The sequence below is a fragment of the Rhizobium etli CFN 42 genome (assembly GCF_000092045.1).
Classification (GTDB): Bacteria; Pseudomonadota; Alphaproteobacteria; order Rhizobiales; family Rhizobiaceae; genus Rhizobium; species Rhizobium etli.
The window spans coordinates 36450-59816 of record NC_007763.1; the positions used below are offsets into that span (position 1 = coordinate 36450).

General features: G+C 61.2%; 25 protein-coding genes and 1 pseudogene. 16 read left to right on the forward strand and 10 right to left on the reverse strand.

All coding sequences use genetic code 11. From position 1 onward, the window contains the following. Positions 1-86 precede the first annotated feature (86 nt). Genes RHE_RS22165 through RHE_RS22190 form a run of 6 tightly spaced genes read left to right on the forward strand, consistent with a single transcriptional unit; the run spans position 87 to position 5851 of the window. Positions 87-1043 (forward strand): ABC transporter permease, encoded by a 957-nt coding sequence (locus tag RHE_RS22165; RefSeq protein ID WP_042119692.1) that lies wholly within the window; start codon positions 87-89, stop codon positions 1041-1043. 2 nt (positions 1044-1045) lie between these two features. Next, positions 1046-2005: an ABC transporter permease gene (locus RHE_RS22170; protein ID WP_011427500.1), complete on the forward strand. Its 960-nt coding sequence runs from the start codon at positions 1046-1048 to the stop codon at positions 2003-2005. Continuing rightward, positions 2002-3009, forward strand: a complete 1008-nt coding sequence (locus tag RHE_RS22175; protein WP_041678932.1) for an ABC transporter ATP-binding protein — start codon at positions 2002-2004, stop codon at positions 3007-3009. The genes RHE_RS22170 and RHE_RS22175 overlap by 4 nt, the downstream gene beginning before the upstream one ends. Next, positions 3009-4001, forward strand: coding sequence for an ABC transporter ATP-binding protein (locus tag RHE_RS22180; protein ID WP_011427502.1), 993 nt, complete (start codon positions 3009-3011; stop codon positions 3999-4001). The genes RHE_RS22175 and RHE_RS22180 overlap by 1 nt, the downstream gene beginning before the upstream one ends. Continuing rightward, the gene (locus RHE_RS22185) at positions 3998-5062 is read left to right on the forward strand and encodes a four-carbon acid sugar kinase family protein (RefSeq protein WP_011427503.1); all 1065 of its coding nucleotides are present in this window, start codon (positions 3998-4000) and stop codon (positions 5060-5062) included. Before RHE_RS22180 ends, RHE_RS22185 begins: the two co-directional genes overlap by 4 nt. A 24-nt stretch (positions 5063-5086) precedes the next feature. Further along, positions 5087-5851 (forward strand): FadR/GntR family transcriptional regulator, encoded by a 765-nt coding sequence (locus RHE_RS22190; RefSeq protein ID WP_011427504.1) that lies wholly within the window; start codon positions 5087-5089, stop codon positions 5849-5851. 166 nt (positions 5852-6017) lie between these two features. Here RHE_RS22190 and RHE_RS22195 read toward each other — a convergent pair whose 3' ends face one another. The 4 genes and pseudogenes from RHE_RS22195 to RHE_RS34880 form a co-directional block, all read right to left on the reverse strand. Continuing rightward, on the reverse strand, positions 6018-6281 hold the full coding sequence (locus RHE_RS22195) for a hypothetical protein (protein ID WP_011427505.1): 264 nt from the start codon (positions 6279-6281) through the stop codon (positions 6018-6020). A gap of 70 nt (positions 6282-6351) precedes the next feature. After that, positions 6352-6879, reverse strand: coding sequence for a DUF4142 domain-containing protein (locus RHE_RS22200; RefSeq protein WP_011427506.1), 528 nt, complete (start codon positions 6877-6879; stop codon positions 6352-6354). A gap of 101 nt (positions 6880-6980) precedes the next feature. Further along, positions 6981-8957: a protein-L-isoaspartate(D-aspartate) O-methyltransferase gene (locus tag RHE_RS22205; protein ID WP_042119649.1), complete on the reverse strand. Its 1977-nt coding sequence runs from the start codon at positions 8955-8957 to the stop codon at positions 6981-6983. Between the two features lie 190 nt (positions 8958-9147). After that, positions 9148-9219 (reverse strand): annotated as a pseudogene (locus RHE_RS34880) (DUF4142 domain-containing protein); the annotation flags it as partial. A gap of 318 nt (positions 9220-9537) precedes the next feature. Here RHE_RS34880 and RHE_RS22210 point away from each other — a divergent pair. The 3 genes from RHE_RS22210 (at position 9538) to RHE_RS22220 (ending at position 12054) form a co-directional block, all read left to right on the forward strand. Beyond that, positions 9538-11436, forward strand: a complete 1899-nt coding sequence (locus RHE_RS22210; RefSeq protein WP_042119651.1) for an APC family permease — start codon at positions 9538-9540, stop codon at positions 11434-11436. Between the two features lie 76 nt (positions 11437-11512). Next, complete coding sequence (locus RHE_RS22215; protein WP_020922666.1) at positions 11513-11758, forward strand: hypothetical protein; 246 nt, start codon at positions 11513-11515, stop codon at positions 11756-11758. 32 nt (positions 11759-11790) lie between these two features. Continuing rightward, a complete protein-coding gene (locus RHE_RS22220; RefSeq protein WP_011427509.1) occupies positions 11791-12054 on the forward strand; it encodes a hypothetical protein in 264 nt (87 codons plus the stop codon). A 46-nt stretch (positions 12055-12100) separates the two neighbouring features. On the opposite strand, the gene RHE_RS22225 is transcribed toward RHE_RS22220, so the two are convergent. Continuing rightward, positions 12101-12901, reverse strand: a complete 801-nt coding sequence (locus tag RHE_RS22225; RefSeq protein WP_011427510.1) for an SDR family NAD(P)-dependent oxidoreductase — start codon at positions 12899-12901, stop codon at positions 12101-12103. Between the two features lie 46 nt (positions 12902-12947). After that, on the reverse strand, positions 12948-14117 hold the full coding sequence (locus RHE_RS22230) for a zinc-dependent alcohol dehydrogenase (protein WP_011427511.1): 1170 nt from the start codon (positions 14115-14117) through the stop codon (positions 12948-12950). A 221-nt stretch (positions 14118-14338) separates the two neighbouring features. On the opposite strand from RHE_RS22230, the gene RHE_RS22235 reads away from it, so the two are divergent. Next, entirely contained in the window at positions 14339-14587 is a 249-nt protein-coding gene (locus RHE_RS22235; protein ID WP_166486939.1) for a hypothetical protein, read from the forward strand. Between the two features lie 18 nt (positions 14588-14605). Here RHE_RS22235 and RHE_RS22240 read toward each other — a convergent pair whose 3' ends face one another. Continuing rightward, on the reverse strand, positions 14606-15328 hold the full coding sequence (locus tag RHE_RS22240) for a metallophosphoesterase family protein (RefSeq protein ID WP_011427513.1): 723 nt from the start codon (positions 15326-15328) through the stop codon (positions 14606-14608). A gap of 10 nt (positions 15329-15338) precedes the next feature. Beyond that, positions 15339-16145, reverse strand: coding sequence for a nucleotidyltransferase family protein (locus tag RHE_RS22245; protein WP_011427514.1), 807 nt, complete (start codon positions 16143-16145; stop codon positions 15339-15341). A gap of 182 nt (positions 16146-16327) precedes the next feature. Between RHE_RS22245 and RHE_RS32105 the strand changes: the two genes are divergently transcribed. From RHE_RS32105 to RHE_RS33820, 3 genes are read left to right on the forward strand one after another with little or no spacing between them, the layout of a single operon-like run. Further along, positions 16328-16561: a hypothetical protein gene (locus tag RHE_RS32105; RefSeq protein WP_244425806.1), complete on the forward strand. Its 234-nt coding sequence runs from the start codon at positions 16328-16330 to the stop codon at positions 16559-16561. Continuing rightward, positions 16558-16755 (forward strand): hypothetical protein, encoded by a 198-nt coding sequence (locus RHE_RS33815; protein WP_123876265.1) that lies wholly within the window; start codon positions 16558-16560, stop codon positions 16753-16755. The genes RHE_RS32105 and RHE_RS33815 overlap by 4 nt, the downstream gene beginning before the upstream one ends. Further along, on the forward strand, positions 16752-16922 hold the full coding sequence (locus RHE_RS33820; RefSeq protein ID WP_166486940.1) for a hypothetical protein: 171 nt from the start codon (positions 16752-16754) through the stop codon (positions 16920-16922). Before RHE_RS33815 ends, RHE_RS33820 begins: the two co-directional genes overlap by 4 nt. A gap of 4 nt (positions 16923-16926) precedes the next feature. On the opposite strand, the gene RHE_RS22255 is transcribed toward RHE_RS33820, so the two are convergent. Next, positions 16927-17952, reverse strand: coding sequence for a Gfo/Idh/MocA family protein (locus RHE_RS22255; RefSeq protein WP_042119654.1), 1026 nt, complete (start codon positions 17950-17952; stop codon positions 16927-16929). Next, complete coding sequence (locus tag RHE_RS22260; protein ID WP_011427517.1) at positions 17949-18938, reverse strand: MDR/zinc-dependent alcohol dehydrogenase-like family protein; 990 nt, start codon at positions 18936-18938, stop codon at positions 17949-17951. Before RHE_RS22260 ends, RHE_RS22255 begins: the two co-directional genes overlap by 4 nt. Before the next feature lie 179 nt (positions 18939-19117). On the opposite strand from RHE_RS22260, the gene RHE_RS22265 reads away from it, so the two are divergent. The 3 genes from RHE_RS22265 to RHE_RS22275 are packed head-to-tail and all read left to right on the forward strand — an operon-like array spanning position 19118 to position 23366. After that, positions 19118-20221: an NAD-dependent epimerase/dehydratase family protein gene (locus RHE_RS22265; RefSeq protein ID WP_011427518.1), complete on the forward strand. Its 1104-nt coding sequence runs from the start codon at positions 19118-19120 to the stop codon at positions 20219-20221. After that, a complete protein-coding gene (locus tag RHE_RS22270; RefSeq protein ID WP_011427519.1) occupies positions 20218-22257 on the forward strand; it encodes an NAD-dependent epimerase/dehydratase family protein in 2040 nt (679 codons plus the stop codon). The genes RHE_RS22265 and RHE_RS22270 overlap by 4 nt, the downstream gene beginning before the upstream one ends. Continuing rightward, positions 22254-23366 (forward strand): glycosyltransferase family 4 protein, encoded by a 1113-nt coding sequence (locus RHE_RS22275; protein WP_042119656.1) that lies wholly within the window; start codon positions 22254-22256, stop codon positions 23364-23366. Before RHE_RS22270 ends, RHE_RS22275 begins: the two co-directional genes overlap by 4 nt. The last annotated feature ends 1 nt before the right edge of the window (position 23367 follow it).

A 23367-nucleotide genomic window follows, 5' to 3' on the forward strand; every position in this document is an offset into this window, starting at 1 on the left:
AGGCCTTCGCGCAAGTTTCAAGACGAAGAGATGCGATCTGCCTGGCTTTATGACGGACCGTGATCGACGACAGGTGGGAGGTGGCCTTGCTGCGCTACGTGCTAACCCGGTTTGCCATCTGGATACCGTCCGTTCTGGTGGTGATGCTGGCCGTTTACGCGCTGGCTTTCTACGGCGCCGGCGATCCGATCAAGCTCATCTTCCTGCGCGCGCCTGGTGACGTCGCCTATAATCCGCAGCGCATCGAAGCCATCCGTGAAAGTGCTGGCCTCAACAGGCCCTTCATCGAACAGTTCGGCCTTTACATCTGGAACCTGCTGCACGGCCAGTTCGGCAATTCGCTGACATCGGGCCGCGCCGTCTGGGCGATGGTCTCGGCTGCCGCCCCGGTCTCGTTCCAGCTTGCCCTCTGCGCCATCATCCTGACGGCTGTCGTCGCGATCCCGCTCGGCATGATCGCCGCGCTGAACCAGAATTCGCGCTTGGACTACGCCATTCTGGGCTCGGCGCTCTTTCTCTGGGCGATCCCGGCTTATGTCGCCGGTCCGCTGCTGATGGTCGGCCTCATCGTTCTGTTGCCGGGCGCAAGCGTGCCTTATGGCTGGGGCGGCGTCTTCGATGTCCGCATCCTGCTGCCGCTGCTCGTGCTTTCCTTCCAGCCGATCGCGCTGATCGTGCGCCAGACCCGTGCTGCCGTCATCGAGGTGCTGTCGGAGGATTTCGTTCGCACCGCCCGCGCCAAGGGCGTGCCCGAGATTATCGTGGCACTGCGCCATATCCTGCGGCCCGTGCTGACGCCTGTGGTGACCCAGCTCGGCCTGATCATGATCACCATCGTCAACGGCGCGATCTTCGTCGAGCTCGTCTTCGGCCTGCCGGGGCTCGGCCGGCTGACGGTGCAGGCGCTGATCAATTCCGATTATCCCGTCATCCTGGCGATCACGCTGATCGGATCGTTCCTGGTGATGGTGTCGAACCTCCTGGTGGACGTGCTCTATCCATTGCTCGATCCGCGCGCCAATGATTCGAGAAGGAGCCGCTGACCATGTCCGCAATCCCTCTTTCCACCACCGAGACCATCGAGGAGCCGCCGGTCAGCCTGTGGCGCGACGCCTGGCATCGGCTGCGGCGCAACAAGCTCGCCGTCTTCGGCCTCATCGTCGTCCTGCTGCTGGCCTTCACCGCGATCTTCGGGCCGTATCTCACGCCCTATGATTACCTCAGCCAGGACCTCAACGCGCGCAACGCGCTGCCGTCGATGAGCCATCTCTTCGGAACCGACGACCTCGGCCGCGATGTCTTCAGCCGCGTCGTCTTCGGCACGCGGACCGCCTTCCTCGTCGCCGTCATCGTCACCTTCTTCGCCGTGCTGATCGGGCTGACACTCGGTGCCGTCGCCGGTTTCTTCGGCAATCCCTTCGACCGGGCCATCATGTGGCTGACCGACGTGACGATGTCGGTCCCCAACCTGCTGCTTGTCGTCGTCATCAATGCCTCGCTGAAATCGCCGATCACCCGATGGATGGAGGCGCGCTACCTCGAGACTCTCAATCCTTTCTACCGCCAGACGATCTGGGTAGATTTCATCCTCGTCTTCGGGTCGATGGCGTTGATCTCCTGGCCGCCCTATGCCCGTCTCGTGCGCGCCCAGGTTCTGTCGATCCGCAGCCGGCCCTATATTACCGCCGCTCAGGCTCTCGGCCTGTCGAACTGGGTCATCATCAAGCGTTATGTCGTGCCGAATGCGCTCGGGCCGCTCATCGTCTCGGTCAGCGCCGGTCTCGGCACGGCGATGGTGCTGGAAAGCGCCTTCAGCTTCCTTGGGGTCGGGGTCAATCCGCCGACGCCGAGCTGGGGCAACATGATCTCGGACGGCCTTCGCGTCTGGCAGCATTATCCGCATCTTCTCGCCGCTCCGGCGGCCGTGCTCGGCCTTGCCTCGGTTGCCTTCAGCTTCCTCGGCGACGGCCTCAACGACGCGCTCAATCCGCGGGGCAGCAAATGATGGATACGCAAAACAGAGAACGCCTGCTCGATGTCAGTGGTCTCACCGTCGAGATCGACGGCCGCAACGGCCCCGCCGTCGTCGTCGAAGGCATCGATCTCCATGTCGACAAGGGCGAGACGCTGGGCGTCGTCGGCGAATCCGGCTGCGGCAAGAGCCTGACCATGCTGAGCCTGATGCGGCTCCTGCCGAACAAGATCAAGGTCACCAAGGGAACGGCAACGTTTGACGGGCGCGACCTGCAGACCATGTCAAACGCCGAGCTGCGCAAGGTGCGCGGCGGCGATATCGGCTTCGTCTTCCAGGATCCGATGACCTCGCTCAATCCGGTCATGCGCGTCGGCGATCAGATCTGCGAGCCGCTGATCTATCACCGCAAAATGAAGAAGGCGGAGGCTCGCGCCCGCGCTGTCGAACTCCTGCGCCTCGTCGGCATTCCCGGTCCGGAAGAGCGGCTGCAGGCTTTTCCGCACGAACTATCAGGCGGCATGCGCCAGCGGGTGATGATCGCGATCGGCCTTGCCTGCAATCCCAAGCTTCTGATCGCCGATGAGCCGACGACGGCGCTCGACGTCACCATTCAGGCCCAGATCGTCGATCTGGTGAAGGATCTGCGCGCCAAGCTCGGCATGTCGGTCGTCTGGATCACCCATGACCTGGCATTGATCGCCGGCCTCGTCGATCGCGTTGCCGTGCTTTATGCCGGCACGGTCGTCGAGGATGCACCGGTCGACGAGCTTTATGCTCGCCCGAGCCATCCTTATACGCGCGGCCTGCTCTCCTCGATCCCGAAACTGTCCGATCCGCCGGCAAGCCGGCTCTCCTCGATCGGCGGCACGCCGCCGGAGCCCGGGCGCCGGCCGAAGGGCTGCCCCTTTGCGCCGCGCTGCCCGCTCGTCGAGGCGATCTGTCACGAGCAGGTGCCGCGGCTCGAACCCTTGAGCGGCAGCAGCAACCATCGCGCCGCCTGTTTCGTCGTCCAGAGAATGCAGGAGGCCGCGTGATGGCTGCTCAACCGCTGCTCAAGGTCGAAAACCTCGTCAAGCATTTCCACGTCAAGCTCGGAGCCTTCGGCGAACGCGCGGCGACCGTCTACGCGCTCGACAATGTCGATCTCGACATCATGGAGGGCGAGACGCTGAGCCTCGTCGGTGAATCCGGCTGCGGCAAATCGACGACTGGCTTCACCATCCTCAATCTCTACAAGGCGACCAGCGGCAGGGTCGTCTACAAGGGACAGGACCTCGCCACACTCGACGAGAGGCAGATGCGGCCCTTCCGCCGCGACCTGCAGATCGTCTTCCAGGATCCATATTCGACTCTCAATCCGCGCATGACGGTGGGCGAGGCGATCGGCGAGCCGATCCTCTTTCACAAGCTTTGCACCAAGGCCGAGCTCAAGGACAAGGTCGCGGCGCTGCTCACCGATGTCGGCTTGCCGACACGGTTTGCCCAGCGTTACCCGCATGAGCTCTCCGGCGGCCAGCGCCAGCGCGTCGTCATCGCACGCGCCCTTGCCTGCCAGCCGAAATTCATCGTCTGCGATGAGGCAATCTCGGCGCTCGACGTGTCGATCCAGGCGCAGATCATCAACCTGCTGCTCGATCTGCAGGAGAAATACGGCCTGACCTATCTCTTCATCGCCCATGATCTCGCAGTGGTGCGCCATATCAGCACTCGCGTCGGCGTCATGTATCTCGGGCGGCTCGCCGAACTGGCGACCCGCGAGGAACTCTTCGACAATCCGCTGCACCCCTATACCAGGGCGCTGCTATCGGCCGTTCCGGAGACCGATCCGGAGCATGAGCGCACGCGCCAGCGCCAGATCCTGCAGGGCGACGTGCCGAGCCCGCTGAACCCGCCCTCCGGCTGCCGTTTCCACACGCGCTGCCCAATCGCGATGGATGTCTGCAGCAAGGTCATACCCGTCTGGAAGGAGGCCAAGCCCGGCCATCTCGTCGCCTGCCACGCCGTCAATACGGAAGAGATCGCATGACGCTGAAGGCCGCGATCATCGCCGACGATCTGACGGGGGCGCTTGATACCGGCACCCCCTTCGTTGCGGCCGGCCTCTCGGTCGCCGTCGCCATCGATGTCGGAGCGGCGCAGGATGCGATCGCCACCGGCTGCGATGTCGTCGTCGTCAATACCGCCTCGCGCGCGCTGAGCGGGCATGAAGCCGCCGAAAGGGTCCTGTCGGCGGCCGGCAAATTTCGCGACGTGAAGCCCGGCGTCGTCATGAAGAAGATCGATTCCCGGCTGAAGGGCAATGTTGCGGCGGAGAGCCTGGCGCTGGCGGATGCGCTCGGCCTGAAGAATATTCTCGTGGCGCCCGCCATTCCCGATCAGGAGCGCCTAACCTACCGGGGCTGTGTCGTCGGCCGTGGCGTCAACAAGCCGCTGCCGATCGCCGATCTGTTCGAGGGCCGCGCGGACAATGTCGTCGTCGCCGATGCCGAGGGCGATGCCGATCTCGATCAGATCGTCGCGGGTCATGTCTGGCTGACGACGCTCGCCGTCGGTGCGCGCGGCCTCGGTGCGGCGTTCGCCCGCCGGCTCGGCAAGACCGAGCGGCGGCCGGCGACGGAATTTGTGGCGACCCCGCGTACGCTGTTTGCCTTCGGTTCGCGAGATCCGATCACCGCCGCCCAGATGAACCGGCTCGAAGCCTCCGGCGCCTTGCGGATGGTGGTGGACGCGCCGATGGGGCAGATCGAATGCGGGGAGGGCCTGGCGCTGCCGGTGCTGCTGCGCTGTACCGGCGATATGACGGCAGATGCGGCCCTCGTCGCCCATGACTTTGCGGCAGGCGTCAAAAGGGTGATCGACGATACGCGGCCCGATATGCTGATGGTCGGCGGCGGCGATACGGCGCTGGCCATCCTCCATGCGCTTGACGTGAAGGTGCTCACACCGAAGGGCGAAATCGAGGCCGGTATTCCGTGGTTCGATGTCGCGGCAGCCGACGGGCGGCCTTTTCGGTGCGCCGTCAAGTCGGGGGGCTTCGGCAAGCCTGATAGTTTGCTAAGACTGGTTCTTCGGAATCAGGCGGCATAGTGAGATACCGTCGGGGAGAATGACGTGACTGAAGCGAATGGCGAATCTTTGAACGCGGAAGCCGGCCCGCCGGGCAAGCCCGAACGCGGCAAGGCCGTCAAGCTGGTCGATCGCGTCTTCGACCAGCTGCTCGAGCGGATCCGCGGCGGAAACTATCCGCCGGATTCACGCCTTCCGGGCGAACACGAACTTGCCTCGATGCTCGGTGTATCCCGGCCGATCGTTCGCGACGCGCTGGCGCGCCTGCGCGACCAGGGCATCGTCTATGCCCGCCAGGGGGCAGGCACCTTCGTCAGCGCGCATGGATCGCCGACGACGCAGCTCGCCTATTCGCCTGTCAAGACCATTGCCGATATTCAGCGCTGCTACGAATTCCGCCTGACCATCGAACCGGCCGCCGCCTATTTCGCCGCCAAGCGCCGTAATGAGCAGGCGATCCAGAAGATCGCCAGCGCTCTTGCGGATTTGCGCGAGGCGACCAGCCACCAGCTTCACCGCACCGATGCCGATTTCATTTTCCATCGCGCCGTGACCGAGGCTGCCAACAACCATTATTACACCGCCTCGATCGATGCGCTGAAAGCCCATATCGCCGTCGGCATGCATCTCCACGGCCTCTCTTTGCTCGGCCCTCGTCAGGGGCTGGAACAGGTCTATGAAGAGCATAACGCCATCTACAAGGCGATCGCCGATGGCCGCGCCGATGATGCGCAAAGGCTGATGAAGGCGCATCTCGAGGGCTCCCGAGACCGTCTGTTTGAGGGCAGGGTGCTCGACCTGTCCTTCTGATGCGGTGGTAGCGGCGGCACTTCGGGGTCGGTCTTCACTTCGAGGATGACGGCCGACCGTTAGGGCTTCCTGCCAGCGGCACGGAACTGATCCCGCCGGTCGACGAAATGGTGCACAGGCTGATAAGCTCGGCGCTGGGCTGCTGATCGCTCCGCCGGTCGGGTCTCTATTGCCTGAGGCGGCCCCAGGACGGATCCCACGCAACGTCTTCGACAAGCTCGACGAAGATGGGGGCGTTGCCACGATGGGTTTCCGCCAGCTTGAACGCTGCCTCAGGTTCCATTTCCTCGCCGGGAAAAATCGTATCGTCCTGGTCCGTATCTACGACCTTACGGACATATCCTCTGATCTGGTTCCCTGATCGATAGAGCTTGACGATCAGCGAGCCGGCCGGGACGGCGCCCGCGGAATGCCTGACATATTCGTGCATGTCTCCGCCTCTTGCTGGGGTTCTCAACGCCTCCGGCAGCTCCTGTTGTTCGGACCCTTCAGTCTCCCGGCTATTTATTGAGTTCTTCCGCCATCTGGAGATGGTGTTCCAGCGCGGGCCGCGTGCTAGCCGCCCACGCCTTCAGTTCCGGATTATCGCCTTCGTCGGCGTAGCGCTTGAAGAGATCGACCGCGTCTTCGTGGGCGGATTCCTGATCCGAGTGATATTGCTTGTTGAAATCGTCGCCCTTGAGGCCGTTCAGCTTGTCGAGCATACTTTGCTGATCCGACGTCATTGCTTTCGGAAGGGTCGCTTTGACCTTACCGCCCGATACCAGCGCTTTTAGTTCCTCGCTGGTTTTCTGGTGGTCGGTCAGCATCTGCTGCGCGAAGGCTTTAGTTGCATCGTCGCCGCGTTCTACCGCGAGCTTGCTGGAGGCGATTTCGAACATGTCGCTCGCCGCGGCCTCCTTGATGAAGTCCTCCGTTTTTGGCGGTACACCGATCAGGGAGTTGACCCCGCTCTTTTCGGCAGCCGATTGCGCGAAGGCCGGGACAGCAAGCGAGAGGGCGAGTGAGGCGATAACAAAGCGTTTCATAAGGATCTCCTGGGTTGTGATCGCCAAACTTGCGGACAGGCGCAGAGTTCCCGTCTTATCGCGTCGTTGATGGTCGCTGTGTGTTTGACAGCGGTCGGCGCCTAGAGCCCAAAGGGAAAAGTTTCCGGATCCGATGTACCTGACTCCGGTGCCATGAGCGGTGAAAGCGCCCGGGTTTCATCGAACCAGAGAAATGCATCATATTGCCGCGACAGCGATGTCGACATGTAATGGCTCAGCCGTTCCGTTTCCGGCCGGTAGATGACGCCGATGAAGCGCTGAAGCCGCTGTTCGACGAGGCTTGCGTGCAATTCTTCATCGGCCGCGAGGTCGAGGAGAAATCGCGGCTTTCCGGAATCGTGACAGAGACGCTCGTAGCTTTGCGGCAGGGACGGATTGACTTGCTTCTTCTCGGCCTGTCCATCCCAGTCGTTTGCCGCGATCACCTCGCCGGAATGCGTTCCCAGTCCTATGAGGCTGGTCATTCCATCGAAACGCTGCCGGCACAGCTGGCCAAGGTTCAGCTCGTCGCGGGCGGCTGCCATATCGGTATAGCGGGCATCGCCGATATGCGAGTTGTGCGCCCATATGATGATTTTTGCCGTCGGACCGTGAAAGTCGAGGAGATGCTCGACGGTATCGGCCATGTAGGTGTCGCGGAGATTCCAGGCTTGAGAACCGCCGTAATACATGATCCGGTAATACCGCTCGGCTGCGGCAAGCAACCGCGCCGACTGGGCGGCGTTCAGAAAGTCATGACCGTCTGAGGCAGTGTCGTCCAGAGATCGCGCCAGCAGCTCCGTGCATTGCTTCAGCACCGCCGCCTCGCATGACCTATAGGCATCGGTAAGCACGGCCCGGCCATAAGTCGCCGGATCGCTCTGCCAGGGACTGAGGCAGCCATAGCGTTCCCTGGCAATCTCGGCGGTTTCCGGGCTGACATTTTCGAGATAGTCGAGGACGGAGCGGATCGATCCCGACATGTTGTAGAGATCCAGGCCGTAGAACCGAACCGGATCGGCGTGTAAAGCCTTGCGACGCTCGTTATCCCGCTTCAGCCAGCCGAGGAATCGCGAAAATTCCAGGTTCCGCCACATCCACCTGGGAAAACGGCTGAACGGCGGATCGCCTTTCGACGGCTGGCCATTTATCCAGCGGTCGACCGCCGCGGCGTCCGGCCAATCCGCTTCGACTGCCACCATATTAAACCCGTGATGTTCGATCAGGTGACGGCTGATGGCCGCGCGTGCCTCGTAGAATTCGGCCGTGCCATGGGTTGATTCACCAAGCAGAACGATACGGCTTTCGCCAAACCGATCGAAAAGGGCGGCAAAACTCCGGTCGTCGGCCGAGGGAAATTCTTCCGCCACGGCCGCGATGAGTTTGTAAGGTGTTTCCTCCGGGCGCGATGACGGGGCTGCCGCCGTGTACATCGGATGTGCGGCAGTCCAGGCATCCTCGCCGATCAGGGGAACGAAGAACACGCCGCCGAGATCCTCCTCCTCGAAAGTCGTTGCACCGGTGCGCATGATGCGTTTCAAGCGCTGCTCTTCACCTCGGCCGACCGGGATGACGAGCCGCCCGCCGAGATCCAGTTGCTCCTTCAAGGCGGCCGGCACCTCGGGTGCGCCCGCGGAAACGATAATGGCATCGAAGGGAGCGGCTTTCGCCCAGCCCTTGCTGCCGTCGCCCACTCGGACGTCGATGTTGCGGTATCCGAGCTTCTCGAATCGCTCCCGAGCCTGAACCGCCAGCCTTTCATGCCGTTCGATGGAATAGACGTGTCTTGCAATCCGGCTGATGAGGGCCGAGGCGTAACCGGAACCGGTTCCGACCTCCAGAACCTTGTCGCCAGCATCCAGATCGGCTTTTTCGATCATCAGTGCGACGATGTAAGGCTGCGAAATTGTCTGTCCCTCGCCGATCGATAACGGCGCATCCTCATAGGCGAACTCCTCGAAACCAGGATCGACGAATTTTTCGCGCGGCACCATCCGCATCGCCCTGGTAACGCTTCGATCGCGAATGCCGCGACGCATGACATGATGTTCCACCATGTGGTCTCGGATGCGAGTCATATCCGTGGGTCACCTCCAGTCTCGGGGAGAACAGCTGAAAGCAGGCGGTTGTTCCGGGGCAATTGACCCTATTTGGGCTTGGGCTGGTTTGCGGCCATGGCTTGCGCGGGCAGCCGGATTGCCGCGACGGCGCGCCGCTCAGCTTGTCCAACTGATCGCGGACCACTTGATGATCCGGATCGAGCGTCGTGGGAAGCGGGATCTTGGCGGCATCGGCCAGCTCTACCAGCTTGGCGTTGGCCTCGGTGTGATCGCGGACCATCCTGTCTGCGATTGCTTGGCGGCATCCACTTTCGCCTTGCCGGACGCCACCTTGCCCAGTTCCACCTCCGCCAGCCCGCCAGCCCGCCAGCCCGCCAGCCCGCCAGCAAACAGCCTCTCCTGGTTATTGGTCTGGTGCGTCCGAACTGCACACGAGGGCAATTGTTCCGCACAATTGGCGTGGGTTTTTCAGTATCGGGTGGATCGGTTCGGGGGCAGCGGACTGTCGCGTGCCGGGAATAGTCTATGCCGCGGCACCGGGAACCCGACCGAGCGCCGATTGTTGGTTATCGCTGTCAGCCCCTGGATAGGAATAGAAATGAACCTCGCGACTTTCCTGTTTGGTCGGCGTCTCGCCAATCGCGAGCACGAAGACAAGAAGATCGGCTGGATAGAGGCAGTGCCCGCCATGGGGCTCGATGGCTTGGGATCGTCATCTTACGGCCCCGAGGCAGCGCTCACCATTCTCATCCCGCTCGGGGCGCTCGGTCTGACCTATATCGGGCCAGTGATGGGCTGCATCGTCGCTCTGCTGACGATCCTCTATTTCTCCTACCGGCAAACGCTTGCCGCCTACCCGACGAATGGCGGCGCCTACGTGGTGGCGAAGGAAAATCTCGGGGAATATCCGAGCCTGCTTGCCGCTGCAGCATTGATGATCGATTACGTCTTGAATGTCGCAGTGGGCGTTTCGGCAGGAGTTGGAGCACTCGTATCGGCAATGCCGAGCCTTCACCCCTACATTCTGCCTCTCTGCCTCGTCGTCGTCCTCATCGTCACGCTCGCCAATTTACGCGGAACGGGAGAGGCCGGTTGGCTATTTGCACTGCCGACCTACGTCTTCATCATCTGCTTCCTGGGCGTCATCGGCTATGGGCTGGTCGCGATAGTCCTGGGGGAGAAACCTGCACCCGTCGTCTCCCCGCCTCCGCTCAGCCCGATAGCACAGGGCGCGACCATATGGCTGCTTATGCATGCATTCGCCAGCGGCTGCACGGCGATGACCGGAGTGGAAGCCGTTTCCAACGGGATGGGTTCGTTCCGGCAGCCCGTCATGCGTAATGCCCATATTGCGCTCAGCGTCATCGTTGTCACTCTCGGTCTGCTTCTCGGCGGTATTGCCGCCATTGTCACGGTCTTCGAAATCGGCGCAATGGATCAGACGAAAGAGGGCTATCAGAGCGTGCTGTCGCAGCTGATTGCCGCCGTCGCCGGCCATGGCCCTTTCTACTATATCGCGATGGCAAGCCTTCTCAGCGTCCTTTGCCTGTCGGCCAATACCAGCTTCGTCGGCTTTCCACGTCTTTGCCAGATGGTTGCCGCCGACGGTTATCTTCCCAAGGCCTTCGCTCAGCCGGGACGCCGACTGGTATTTACTGTCGGCATCCTCTTCCTATCCGGCTTCGCCGCACTGCTTCTGACCGTCTTCGGAGGGATAACCGACCATCTGATCCCGCTTTTTGCAATCGGCGCATTTTTGACGTTCACGATTTCTCAATCGGGCATGACCGTTCACTGGTACCGCCAATCCAGGCTATATGCGGCAAAACTGACGATGAATGCCGTCGGTGCGGTATCGACCGGCGTTGCGCTCATCATCATCCTGACCGCGAAATTTGCGGAAGGCGCGTGGATCACATTGATTACGGTGCCGATCACGATCGTCATCTTGAAGTCGATCAAAAACTACTACCGATCGCTTCAGCGCGAGTTGCGCAAGCCCGGTCCGATCACCGTCGAAGACGTCGAGCCGCCGACCGTTATCGTTGTCACCGAAACATGGAACAGATTGAGCGAACGCGCCATCAAGTTTGCCTTGACGATTTCGCATGATGTGGTCGCCGTCCATTTGATCCGTCTCGGAGGACCGGAGCGGGATGAACGTGAAAACGCGCTTCGCGAGGAATGGCGTGTCGAGGTGGAAGAACCGATCGCCGCGCACGGACTGAAGCCGCCCAGACTCATGTTCATCCCCGCGCCTTATCGGCAACTGCATGAACCGCTCCTGCGATTGATCGAAAAGCTCGATGCCGATAGTCCGGAACGCCCGGTGGCGGTTCTCATCCCCGAAACGGTTAAAGACAAGTGGTGGCAGAAACTGCTGCATATGAACAGGGCAGGGCGGCTCAGGGCAAAACTGGTCAAGCTCGGCGGGCCTCGTCTGACGGTGGCGACGGTTCCCTGGCGATTGTATCGGGAAGAGCAGGAGGCGGGGTGATGGCCATTTTGCCCGGTCTTTCGGTGGAACTTAGTATGAGAAGCGAAGTTGGACAGGCATCAGCAAAGAGGCGCCAGTGTCCACCAATCCACTTATCAGCGAACCGGTCGATGATTTCGTCTCCCGCCTTGAGGCGATGACGGACGACGAGTTGTTCGTGATCATGAATGATCTGGAAAAGGCGAGCGAGGCTGCCAAAGGCGGCGCAGCAGAGGAGATTCTTGCGCGGATCGCTTTGACCGAAAGCGAGATCGAGCGGCGCTATCCCGGCCGATTGCTTGCACCCTATCGCGACTGGAAGCAAAGACAACCGCTCCTGTAAGCGCTTGTGATATCACGTGAAAGGAAGCTTCAATGAGCAGTTCTGAAACAACAACGGATCACAAGAAAATCCGCAAATGGGCGGAGGAAAGGGACGGACGGCCGGCGGCTATCCGGACCCGCGGCAAAGGCGGCGTTCTCCGGATCGATTTCGGAGAAAAGGAAGAGGAGTTCGACGAGATCGACTGGGACGAATTCTTCAAGATCTTCGACGAAAACAAGCTCGCCTTTCTCTACCAGGACAAGACCAAGGACGGAAAAACGAGCCGCTTCAACAAATTCGTCGAGCGTCACTGAGAGACGCCGCGATCGGACCGCCGCGTCGCTGCTGGACGAGCCGCCGTTATTTGCGGCCGGAACCCGGTTCTGCCATTTTCGAATGCTGATGGGCGAGCACGCTTGCCGGCGTGACATTGGCGACAGCCGCTTGAAGCTTGTTCTTCCAGCCGCTGACGACATCGCCTTCACCATCCATCATCGCATCATAGCCAATGCGCGCGACTTCGCCCGCATCGTCCTTTTTCGCTTGTCCGATCGCCGTATCCGTAAGACCGGCTCGCTTGAAGAATTCAGTTTCTGTCGCCCCGGGCATAAGGCAACTGACGGTGACGCCGGAATCCTTCAACTCCTCGCGCAACGCAAAAGAGAAGCTGTTGATGAAGGCTTTGGTAGCGTTATAGACGGCCTGGTATGACCCCGGCATGAAGCCTGCGATCGAGCCTGTCAGCAGGATGCGCCCCTGGCCGCGGCTGCGCATCTGATTGCCGACTGCATGAATCAGGTGGATCGTTCCGGTGACGTTGGTATCGACAACCCTACGCGCCTCGGTGAAGTCCTGGTCGAGGAAAGCCTTGCCGAGGCCGCATCCCGCATTGGCCATCAGCATGTCCACCGACCGGCCGCTGGCCGTGATCCGCTCCGCAAGCCGGTCCACGCCCTCGGGCGTTGAAAGGTCGGCTTGCACGGCGTCCACTGCGGTGCCGAATTCCTTCAGTCGGGCCGCCGCCTGGTTGATGCGGTCCTCATCGGCGGCAATGATGAGATCATATCCATCCCGGGCTGCGCATTTCGCCAGTTCGTAGCCGATGCCCGTGGAGGCGCCGGTGACAACGGCGAGGCCCTTGCCTGCTTGCTTATCAGCCATGATGCTTCTCCTTTAGAGCCTCCCGTTCGAAGGAAGCGCATGAAGTCTAGGGTTTGAGAACGACCTTGATGCATCCGTCCTGCTTGTCGCGGAACGTCTTGTAGAGGGTCGGACCGTCTTCCAGCGTGCCGCGATGGGTGATGACGAAGGACGGGTCGATGTCGCCCTTTTCAATACGCTCCATCAAGATCGGCAGATAATGCTGGACCGGCGTCTGCGCCATCTTGAAGGTCAGGCCCCGATTGATTGCCGAACCCATCGGGATCTTGTCGAGAAAACCGCCATAGACGCCGACGATCGAGACCGTGCCGAAGTTGCGGCAGCATTGGATAGCCTGACGCAGCACATGCGGGCGGTCCGTTCCCATGAACATGGCGACCTTGATGCGATCGAGGCGTGAATCCCAGCTGGCAGCTGCCTCGGCTTCGGTTCCCACCGCGTCGATGCAGGCATCCGCACCGCGACCGTCGGTCAATTCCATGATCTGGTCGTAGACGTCCTTGTCCATGAAATCGAGGATGACGGCGCCGGCCGCTTCAGCAAGCGCCATTCGCTCGGGCACTGCATCGATGGCGATCACCCGTTCGGCACCGAGCAGGAAGGCCGAGCGTATTGCCATCTGGCCAACCGGGCCGCAGCCCCAGATCGCGATCGTATCGCCGGACTGGATGTTGCAGAAATCGGCTGCCATATAACCGGTCGGGAAAATATCGGAAAGGAAGAGCACCTGCTCGTCGGAAAGCCCCGCCGGCACCTTGATCGGCCCGACATCGGCATAGGGCACGCGCAGATATTCCGCCTGTCCGCCGGCATAGCCGCCGAGCAGATGCGAGTAACCGAACAGGCCCGCTGGCGAATTGCCCCAGAGTTTCGTAACCTTGGCTCGATCGGGATTGGAGCGCTCGCACCCGGAATAGAAGCCGCGCTTGCAGAAGAAACATTCGCCGCAGGAAATGGTAAAGGGCACGACGACGCGGTCGCCGACCTTGAGCTTAGTATTGTCCTTGCCGACTTCCACCACTTCGCCCATCGTCTCATGACCCATGACGTCGCCGCTGCGCATCTCCGGCATGACACCGTCGTAGAGATGCAGATCCGATCCGCAGATCGCGCAGGCCGTGACCTTGATGATGGCATCGCGCCCATCCTGGATCTGCGGATCGGGGACACTGTCACAGCGGATGTCATGCTTGCCGTGCCATGTCAGAGCTCTCACGGTGGTTCCTCCTCTCCGGTCGCCAGCGCATCGGCCCGAAAATCGGAATCGATTTTCGGAAAGCCCGATGCGCAGATTCAAGGTAGCGCCTTTGAGCGTCCGAAAGGACGCGTGGCGCTCTAATGGCGCTTCAACCTCAGCTTCGGACAAATGTTCCCGGCGTGCAGGGCTTTCATGGTCACGGGTTCATCGGCCGCTTCGGGGGAACCAGGGGCTATCCAGTGAGTTCACTCCGGAAGGGTCGCAACGTTCCAAGGAGAAATCATGACCTCCCCCAACATGCCAAGACCACCAGGCCAAGCGATATCGACGTTTCAGACGACCCGGGCATCAGCCGTTCGCGTGGCATCGTCTCGTCGCCGGACGACGAAGCGATGCAGGCCGAAAACACCGTCGAAGGCGATACGGCCAACGATACGACGCCCCAGGGCGGCGTGGATCCACGCCATCGTGGACGCACCAACAAATAATCGTGACACTCGGGCCAATCAGAGATCAAGCAACGCATAAGTCTTGCCGGTGGGTTTCTCGACATGGGCCGCGACATTGTAGACGGGGGCGCCGCCCGGCGTGCGGCCCTCATAGGATCCCCGGTGGGCATGACCGTGTACGACCGCATTGACGCGGAATCGGTCGATCGTTTCGGCCAGCCGTGAAGAGCCGAGAAACGGATAGATTTCCAGGGGCTCGCCGACCACTGTTTCGGCGATCGGCGCGTAGTGCAGCACGACGAGGGAACGATCGGAGCGGACCTGGCGCATCGCATTTTCCAAGCGCATCGACTCCTCGACGCTTTCGGCGACCATCGCCTTGATCGCCGCCTCGCCGAACGAGCCGAGCATGTGTCGCCCGAAACCGCCGGCAAAGCCCTTTACGCCGACGAAACCGATGCCGGCGACTTCGGCCGCCTGGCCGTTGAGCAGTTTCACGCCGGCATCGGTCAGCACCCGGCAGACGTCGTCGACCTGGCCGCTCTCATGATCATGGTTGCCAAGGACGGCGACGGTCGGCACCGTGCAATGGCGCAGATCGCTCGCAAGCAGTTCGGCCTCCTTGGGCTTGCCGAGATCGGTCAGGTCGCCGGCGATGACGAGAACGTCGGCCACCGAGGAAATCTCCGCGAACAGATCCTTGTAGGACTTGGCGCCATCTTCGGTCACATGAAGATCGGCCACCGCCGCAATTCTCACACTTTTTCGCTGTTCGTCCATTACGGTTCTCCTAATCTCCTCGCAATTCACCTTCGCCGCCGACATCGGCAAAACCCCATTCCTTCACGTCGATTTCGAAATCCACGCGGGAATACATCCGGCCGCGGCATATTTTCATTTGCGGCAACGGCAGCTCCTGCTGCGCCTTGAGCCGGTCCAGCAGCTCTTCCAGCAGCCATTGCGGAATCTTGTCTCGCTCGGTCGGGTAGATCCACCTGAAATTGAGGAGATGGATGAGGAGGACTTCCCAGTGGACTTCCAGATAAGCCAGCAGCTTGCGCCAATCGATGGAGTCATGTGCCTTCAAAATGACGTGCGCGATATCGGCGCCATCATAGCGGTGGCGCAGTTGGACAAAGCACTTCGACCAGACCAATTCGGTCGGGCTGACGATCCTGACCGTGTGGCCGCACATCTTGACCCTGCGCGCATCCTCGAACCAGTCGTCGCCGACCGGCATCGTTCCGTTGGAGGAGGCAAAGATGACGTCAAAGAAATGGTTGCCCTTGAAGACCTTTCCGAGCCAGCGCTCGTCTTCGACTTCGACCGTGTAGCCCTTGGATTTGAAATGGCCGAGGATGCGCGCGTAGTCGCCCGCTTTGCAAAATATGTCGAAGTCCTTCGTCTGGCGCGAAATGCCCGTATAGGCGCAAACGGCATAGGTGCCGGCGACCAGAAACGGGATCTGCGATCCGACGAGTTCTCGAACGGCCTGGGTCACGAACGGCTCGGCGTCGGGATCGATGAGCTCCGGAACCGCCTTCACTTTCATGAGCGTGTTGTTGTTTTTGCCCGGTTCGGCACTTTTCGCGGTCATCGTCGATCCCTGTATTCACACGCAAAGCAACACCCGGAGGGGCTCTAGGTTCCACCGCCCTCCATCCTGACGATGACCTCGGACAGGACATGCCATGACAGCCCGAGGTCATTCCGGAACTTCGCCAGCGCCGCGTCGTTTGGCCAAAGGGCGCGCAGCCGCAGAAAACCGTCCCCAATTGAATGGAGGATGTCATGGACAGAAACGCAAAAATATCGACCGGCGCGAACGACAGGCCCAGAAAGGAGACGATTGCTGAAAGTGGTCCCGGAATTCCCGATGACAGCGGCCGGATGGTTGAGGTGCCGGATGCGGAAGCAAGGCGTATGAAAGCATCGCTGCTGCGCGATCGGCTCGACGAACTCAAGGAGAAGCTCGATGAAGAGACCGAGCTTCCGCAAAGGGGTTCTCCATGAGCGAGGTGAGGAAAGGCGGCCCCAACCCTTCAGGAATGAGCCACGATAACTCCGAACCGCCGCGGCGTATGATGATATTCGTCGTTACCATCTTCCTGATCGCCTGCCTTGTCGCGCTCGCATTCACATGGATGAGACATCCCGGCGAACCGGACGAGAAATCACCTGCGGCGACGACGGAGCAGACACGATGAGCGAGGGGGATAGAGATCCTGTTCAGCGGCCATCGTCCTCTTCCGTAGGCAAGCGCACCAGGCTCAATGCCGGCAGAATAGCCCTGATCCTGGTCGGCACGGTCGCCGTTGTCGCATTCACCCTTTATGCGACAATTGTTCTCTACGGGCTCATCAAGGGCTCCTGATCAATCATATGCCGGCGCCATAGATGCCGTCGATCGCCTCCGCGACCGCAATGAAATTCTCGCACGCGGGATCGTAGCGCTGGCCTCCGGCGAGCTTTTTTGCCCAATCCACGGCAGCCCGTCCGCCCCAATCGTCGGGGGGGAGGGCGAGAGTTTCGCTCGAAGTGCCGGACATCCTGACGGCCGTAAAATCGTAGAATGAGCCATCGACATTCCTGAAGGAGGCGCCTCCCTCGGTTCCGAAGAAATCGGCGCCGATCTCGGCGTCACAGCCGGCGTTGAGCCGCCAGGAGCATGTCAGGCGGACGATTTCGCCGCCAGCAAGCGTCAGCGTCGCGACGGCAAAATCCTCGACCTGATCGTTGTTTTCAAGCCGTTTCCCGCCCGCTTTCAAGGCGCTCGTTACGTTGGTGACGGAGGGAAAATCGAGGCACCATAAGGCCAGGTCGACGAGATGGACCCCGAGATCGATGACACAGCCGCCGCCGGACTGGTGCTTGTCGTAGAACCAGGGCTTGTCGGGGCCATAGGCGTTATGAAAGGTCAGATCGGCCGCAAATATCTTTCCAAGAGCGTTCGAACGGATGAGCTGCCGGATCTGCTGCATGCCCTGCGTGTGTCGATAGGAAAGGTCGACGCCAAGCAGCCTGTCGGCGGTTCTGGAAGCATCGACAACGGCCCTGACCTCGGATGCCGTTCGGCCAAGCGGCTTCTGGCAGAAGACGGCAAAGCCTGCCCCGAGGGCGCGGATCGACTGTTCGGCATGTGCGGCGCTCGGCGTCGCGATCACGACGCCGTCGAGCTCCTGCTCGAACAACCCGTCCAGATCGGCGACGATCCTGGCATCCGGGGCGAGCGCCAGGGCCTCTCGTGCCATATTTGTGGAAGGGTCGGCAATGGCGACGGCCTCGGCCACGCCGCTCTCGAGGATCGCTTTCATCCGATGCCGGCCGATCCACCCTACGCCGAGAAAGCCCAGCTTCAGTCGTTGTGCGATCGCCGCATTTTCTCCGGACATCGACGGCTTCATGAATATTTCACCAGAGCCTTGAGAAAACCGTCCGGCCGGTCGCGCGTCGTGTTGAGGGCGTCGTCCAGCCTCTCCAGCGGATAGATATGCGTGTAGAGCGGTTGCGGATCGATCCGGCCCTGGCGCACGGCTTCTATGGCGTCGCGAATGCCTTTGATATAGACGGCCGGTTCGCGCTCATGAGCGTTGATGACGTCGAGCCCGCGCCAGTTCCAAAGCTGCATGTTGATTTGGCGGGGCCCGTCCTGGTGATAACCGGCGATGATCAGTCGCCCACGTTCCTTGGTAAGCTCGCCCGCCAGGTCGAGCGGCCATTGTTTGCCGACGGCTTCGATGACGCAATCGCAGAATTTTCCGCCCGTAAGTGTTTTGACGCTCTCGATGATTTGCCAATGATCGTCCATCGGAATGGTCTCGGCCGCTCCCATCTCTCTCGCCACCCCGAGGGAATAGGGCCGGCGCGAGATGGCGATCACCCTTGCGCCGGCTGCCGCGGCAAGCCGGGTGAGAAGTGCGCCCAGGAATCCGATGCCGACGATGGCGACGGTCTCGCCGCTTTCGATGTTGCTGCGGCCGAAGATGTTCATGGCGCATCCGAGCGGTTCGCCCGGAAAGGGCTTGCCATCCAACTCCTTCGGCAGTGATGCGACCATCGAGACATCGGCAATGTCGTGCGTGGCGTAGGCATGGTAGGAAAGCGCCGCAACCCGCTCTCCCGTCCGAATCCCCGTGACATCGGGGCCAATGGCGTCGACAATACCCCAGCCCTCATGGCCTAACCCACCCGCCTCAGTGGGGAACGTCATCCAGTCCGGTCCGGCCCAGGGCGTGAGGTTCGAGGCGCAGACGCCGCATCCTTCCAGTTTCACCCTGACCTGGCCCGGACCGGGTTCCGGCAAGGGGCAGGTCTCCACCGAAATATGTCCGGGGCCGGTGACGATGGCAGCCCGCATGAGCCCGGCCCTCTGTCTCGCCGCAATGTCCATGAGATGTCCTCCAATGTGGCACCCCTAGAACAACAGGCCTCCCGAAGAGTTCCAGTAGAGGTCAAAGAAGTCATAGATGATGAAGTCAATAAAGATGTCATTGAAGAAGGAACTTTTCCATCCGCGTTCGGTTCGGCGCCTATCTCCGAAGCAAATTATTCAACCGGACGGATCTCATAATGACGATTTTGATAACTGGAGGATGCGGCTTCATTGGCCGCCACGTTGCTGAAGAACTTCTGAACAATGGCTATCACGTGCGCATTCTCGATGCGCTGATCGATCAGGTGCATGGCGATGCCGAAGTCAGCGTGCCTCATGGAGCCGAGATCATCCAAGGCGATGTCAGAGACAAGGACGCTGTGCGTGCGGCTCTTGCCGGTGTGAACGGCGTCATTCATCTCGCCGCCGAAGTCGGCGTCGGACAGTCGATGTATGAAATTGCCCGCTATGTCGGCTGCAACGACCTCGGCACCGCGGTCCTCCTGGAAGCCATGATCGGCCTTCCCGTCAAGACGATCGTCGTCGCCTCATCGATGAGTGTCTATGGAGAAGGGCTCTATCGGACGGCGGATGGAAAGCGGCTCGGCTATGTCAGGCGGCGCATGCAGCATGTCAAGCAGGGCCGGTGGGATCCGCTTGATCAGGATAACCAGCCGCTGACGCCGGTCGCCACCGATGAGGAGAAACCGGTCGATCTTGCGTCCATCTACGCTTTGACGAAATACGCGCAGGAGAGGCAGGTTCTTATTTTCGGCGAAGCCTACGGGCTGGATGCCGTCGCGCTGCGTCTCTTCAACGTTTTCGGCGCGGGCCAGGCGCTTTCCAATCCCTACACCGGCGTGCTCGCCAATTTCGGTTCGCGCCTCGCCAACGGTCAGCCGCCGATGATCTTCGAGGACGGCAAGCAGCGGCGCGATTTCGTCCATGTCCGCGATGTGGCGACAGCCTTTCGCCTGGCCTTGGAAAAACCCGCAGCCGCCGGTCACGTGATCAACATCGGCAGCGGCCAGGCCTATTCGATCGCCGATGTCGCGACGCTTCTCGCCGATGCCATGGGCGTGCCCGAGATCGGCCCTGACATCATGAAGAAGGCGCGTTCGGGCGACATCCGCAATTGCTTTGCCGACATTTCCAAGGCGCGCGAACTGCTCGGCTTCGAACCGAAATATCGTCTCGAAAACGCGCTCGCTCCCTTTGTCGAATGGGTGCGCCAGAGCGGGGCGGTCGACCGTGGCGCCGAAATGAAGCGGCAACTCGAAGAGCGGGGGCTGGTTTCATGAACAAGGCCGGTGCTCGAGCATCCGATCAGGAGACGAGGCGGTTCGGTTTTGTCGAATGGTTCCGGCCCGGAGACTATGAGCGGGCTGAGGTCGCGTTGCCGGATATCCTGGAGAGTGGCGCCAGTTATCTCCGCACACATCTTTCCTGGGCCGAATATCTGGCCCCCGGCGGCCAGCAATGGTTCGATTGGCTGATCCCGCGTATCGGCGGCCAAATCGATCTTCTGCCGTGCATTCACTACACGCCGCCGTCCCTGTCCCGGACGGGCAGGTCTTCAGGCCCTCCGGTGAATCTCAAATCCTATGCCGACTTCGTCGACCATGTTCTGACGCGCTATGGCCGCTATATCAGTCATATCGAGCTCTGGAACGAACCAAACAACCTGCTTGACTGGGATTGGCGCCACGACAGCGACTTTCTGCTTTTCTGCGAAATGGTCGGAGGCGCCGCCTACTGGGCGAAGCAGAGGGGCTACAAACCTGTACTTGGCGGCCCGTGCCCCTTCGATCCCTATTGGCTCAATCTGATGGGCACGCGCGGCGTGCTCGGCGTCGTCGACGCCGTCGGCTTCCACGGTTTCCCTGGAACCTGGGATAGCGAGGAGGCAACCTGGGGCGGCTGGGACATGCATCTCGGAGAGATGCGTGGGATTATCGATCGTTATAATGCCGATGCCGAAATATGGATCACCGAAACCGGCTACTCCACCTGGCGCAATGACGAGATTGAACAGGCGCGGCGCTTCACAAAGGCGCTGAAAGTACCGGCCGATCGCATGTACTGGTATTCATGGCGCGACGTGCCGCCGGATGTTCCGGTTCAGGAAGGCCTGTGGTTCGATCCGCGGCATTATCATCTGGGCGCTGTCAGCCACGACAATAAACCGAAGCTTCTTGCCCGCCTTCTCACGGAAGGAGGCGTCAAGAGGCTGGAGGAGGTCGCGGCCCTTGCCGCTCCCAACATCACCTCAGGCGCAGCTCCGATCATCGTCACCGGCGGCAGTGGGTTTGTCGGCTGCAATCTCGCCGACCGCCTGCTCAGCGACGGCGAGGACGTCATCATTCTCGACAATCTGGCACGATCGGGAGTCGATCAGAATCTCTCCTGGCTCAAAGAGCGGCATGGCGGGCGGGTGCATCCGGTCCTCGCCGACGTTCGCGATCTGCTGGGCATCGAAGCAGCCTTCAGAGATGCCAAGGCGGTGTTCCACTACGCTGCGCAAACGGCGGTGACCACCAGCCTCGTCGACCCGCTGGAGGATTTCGAAACGAACGCGCGCGGCACGCTCAATGTGCTGGAATCGATTCGCAGGGCAGGCAAACGAGCTCCGATCATCTTCGCCAGCACCAACAAGGTCTACGGCGCTCTCGACGATCTCGGCATGATCGAACTCGATGATCGTTATCTTCCCGAAGACGAGAGCATCAGGACGCTGGGGATCGGGGAGGATCGGCCGCTCGATTTCTGTACGCCTTACGGTTGTTCGAAGGGCGTGGCCGATCAGTATATCCTCGACTATGCGAAGTCCTACGGCATCCCTGCCGCCGTCCTGCGGATGAGCTGCATTTATGGACCGCGCCAGTTCGGCACCGAGGACCAGGGCTGGGTGGCACATTTCCTGATTCGCGCGCTCGGCGGGGAACCCATTTCCATCTACGGCGACGGCAAGCAGGTGCGCGATATTCTGCATGTCGATGATGCCGTTGCTGCCTATCGGGTGCTGCTTTCCAATATCGGGCAGGTCAGCGGCAAAGCATTCAACCTCGGCGGCGGGCCGCGCAACGCCGTCAGCGTGCTCGCGGTGCTGCGCGAGATCGAAGAGCTTGCGGGCCGTCCAGTCGAAACCAGCTTTGGCCCATGGCGCGCCGGCGATCAGCTCTATTTCGTGGCCGACACGACGAGACTTGAACAGGAAACCGGCTGGCAAGCCGGAATCGGATGGCGTCATGGTTTGCGGCACCTGGCCGAATGGCTGATCGCCCATCGTTTCGGCGGCCGGCAGATCCGCAGAGAAAAGCGGAAGGCATCGGCATGAGCGAACATGAACGATGCAGGGGGCACCGCCGCGTGCTGATGACGGTTGACGCCATCGGCGGCGTCTGGCGCTACGCCATGGACTTGGCCGCAGCCCTGAAATCGAACAACATCGAGGTTGTCTTTGCGGGGCTGGGTCCTTTCCCGGCAGACGACAAGGTCGCCGAGGCCAGTCGGGTCGGCAAGCTCGTCTGGCTGGATGCGCCGCTCGACTGGACGGTCGAGAATGAAGAGGCAGTTGCCGAAGTTCCGCGCCTGATTGCGGATCTCGCGCGCCGGGAACAGGCCGATCTTCTGCATCTCAATCTGCCATCGCAGGCGGCTGGCATGGAAACAAACCTGCCGATTGCGGTGGTTTGCCATTCCTGTGTCGTCACTTGGTTTGCCGCAGTCCGCGGAAGTCAAGTGCCGCAGGGTTGGCAATGGCAGTACCGGCTGAACCAAGAGGGCTTTGCATGTGCGGACGCGGTGATCGCGCCAAGCCGCAGCCATGCGAGAGCGATGGAAGCGGCCTATGGAACGATCGGAAATCTTCAGGTCGTTCACAACGCCAGCGCCCTTGAGGCTTCCGACGAGCTCAAGCAGGACTTTGTTCTTGCTGCCGGGCGCTGGTGGGACGATGGCAAAAACGGCGCGGTGCTGGACAAGGCTGCAGCTATGACGCGATGGACGGTGGCGGCGGCCGGCGCGACCACCGGTCCCAATGGCCAGACCACGCGATTTCGCCATGCCGATTACCGCGGCGAGCTTTCGCACGAGCGGATGAGCGCCTTGACGCGGCAGGCGGCCATCGTGGCCTCGCCGTCCCTCTACGAGCCTTTCGGTCTAGCCGCTCTCGAAGCGGCGCGGACGGGCGCGGCCTTGGTGCTTTCTGATATTCCCACTTATCGCGAGATATGGGGCGGAGCCGCTCTTTTTGCCGAGCGGCATCGCTCCGATGCCTTCGCCGATGCCTTCAATACTCTTGCCGACGATCCGCAACTGCGGGCAGCGTTCGGACGAAAAGCGCGTGCCAGGTCCGCCGGCTTCAGCGTCGAGGCTCAGGCAGAGGCGATGTGCTCGATCTATTCCGGCATGTGCGCCCGCGGTTTTTCAACAGCAGCGGAGTGAT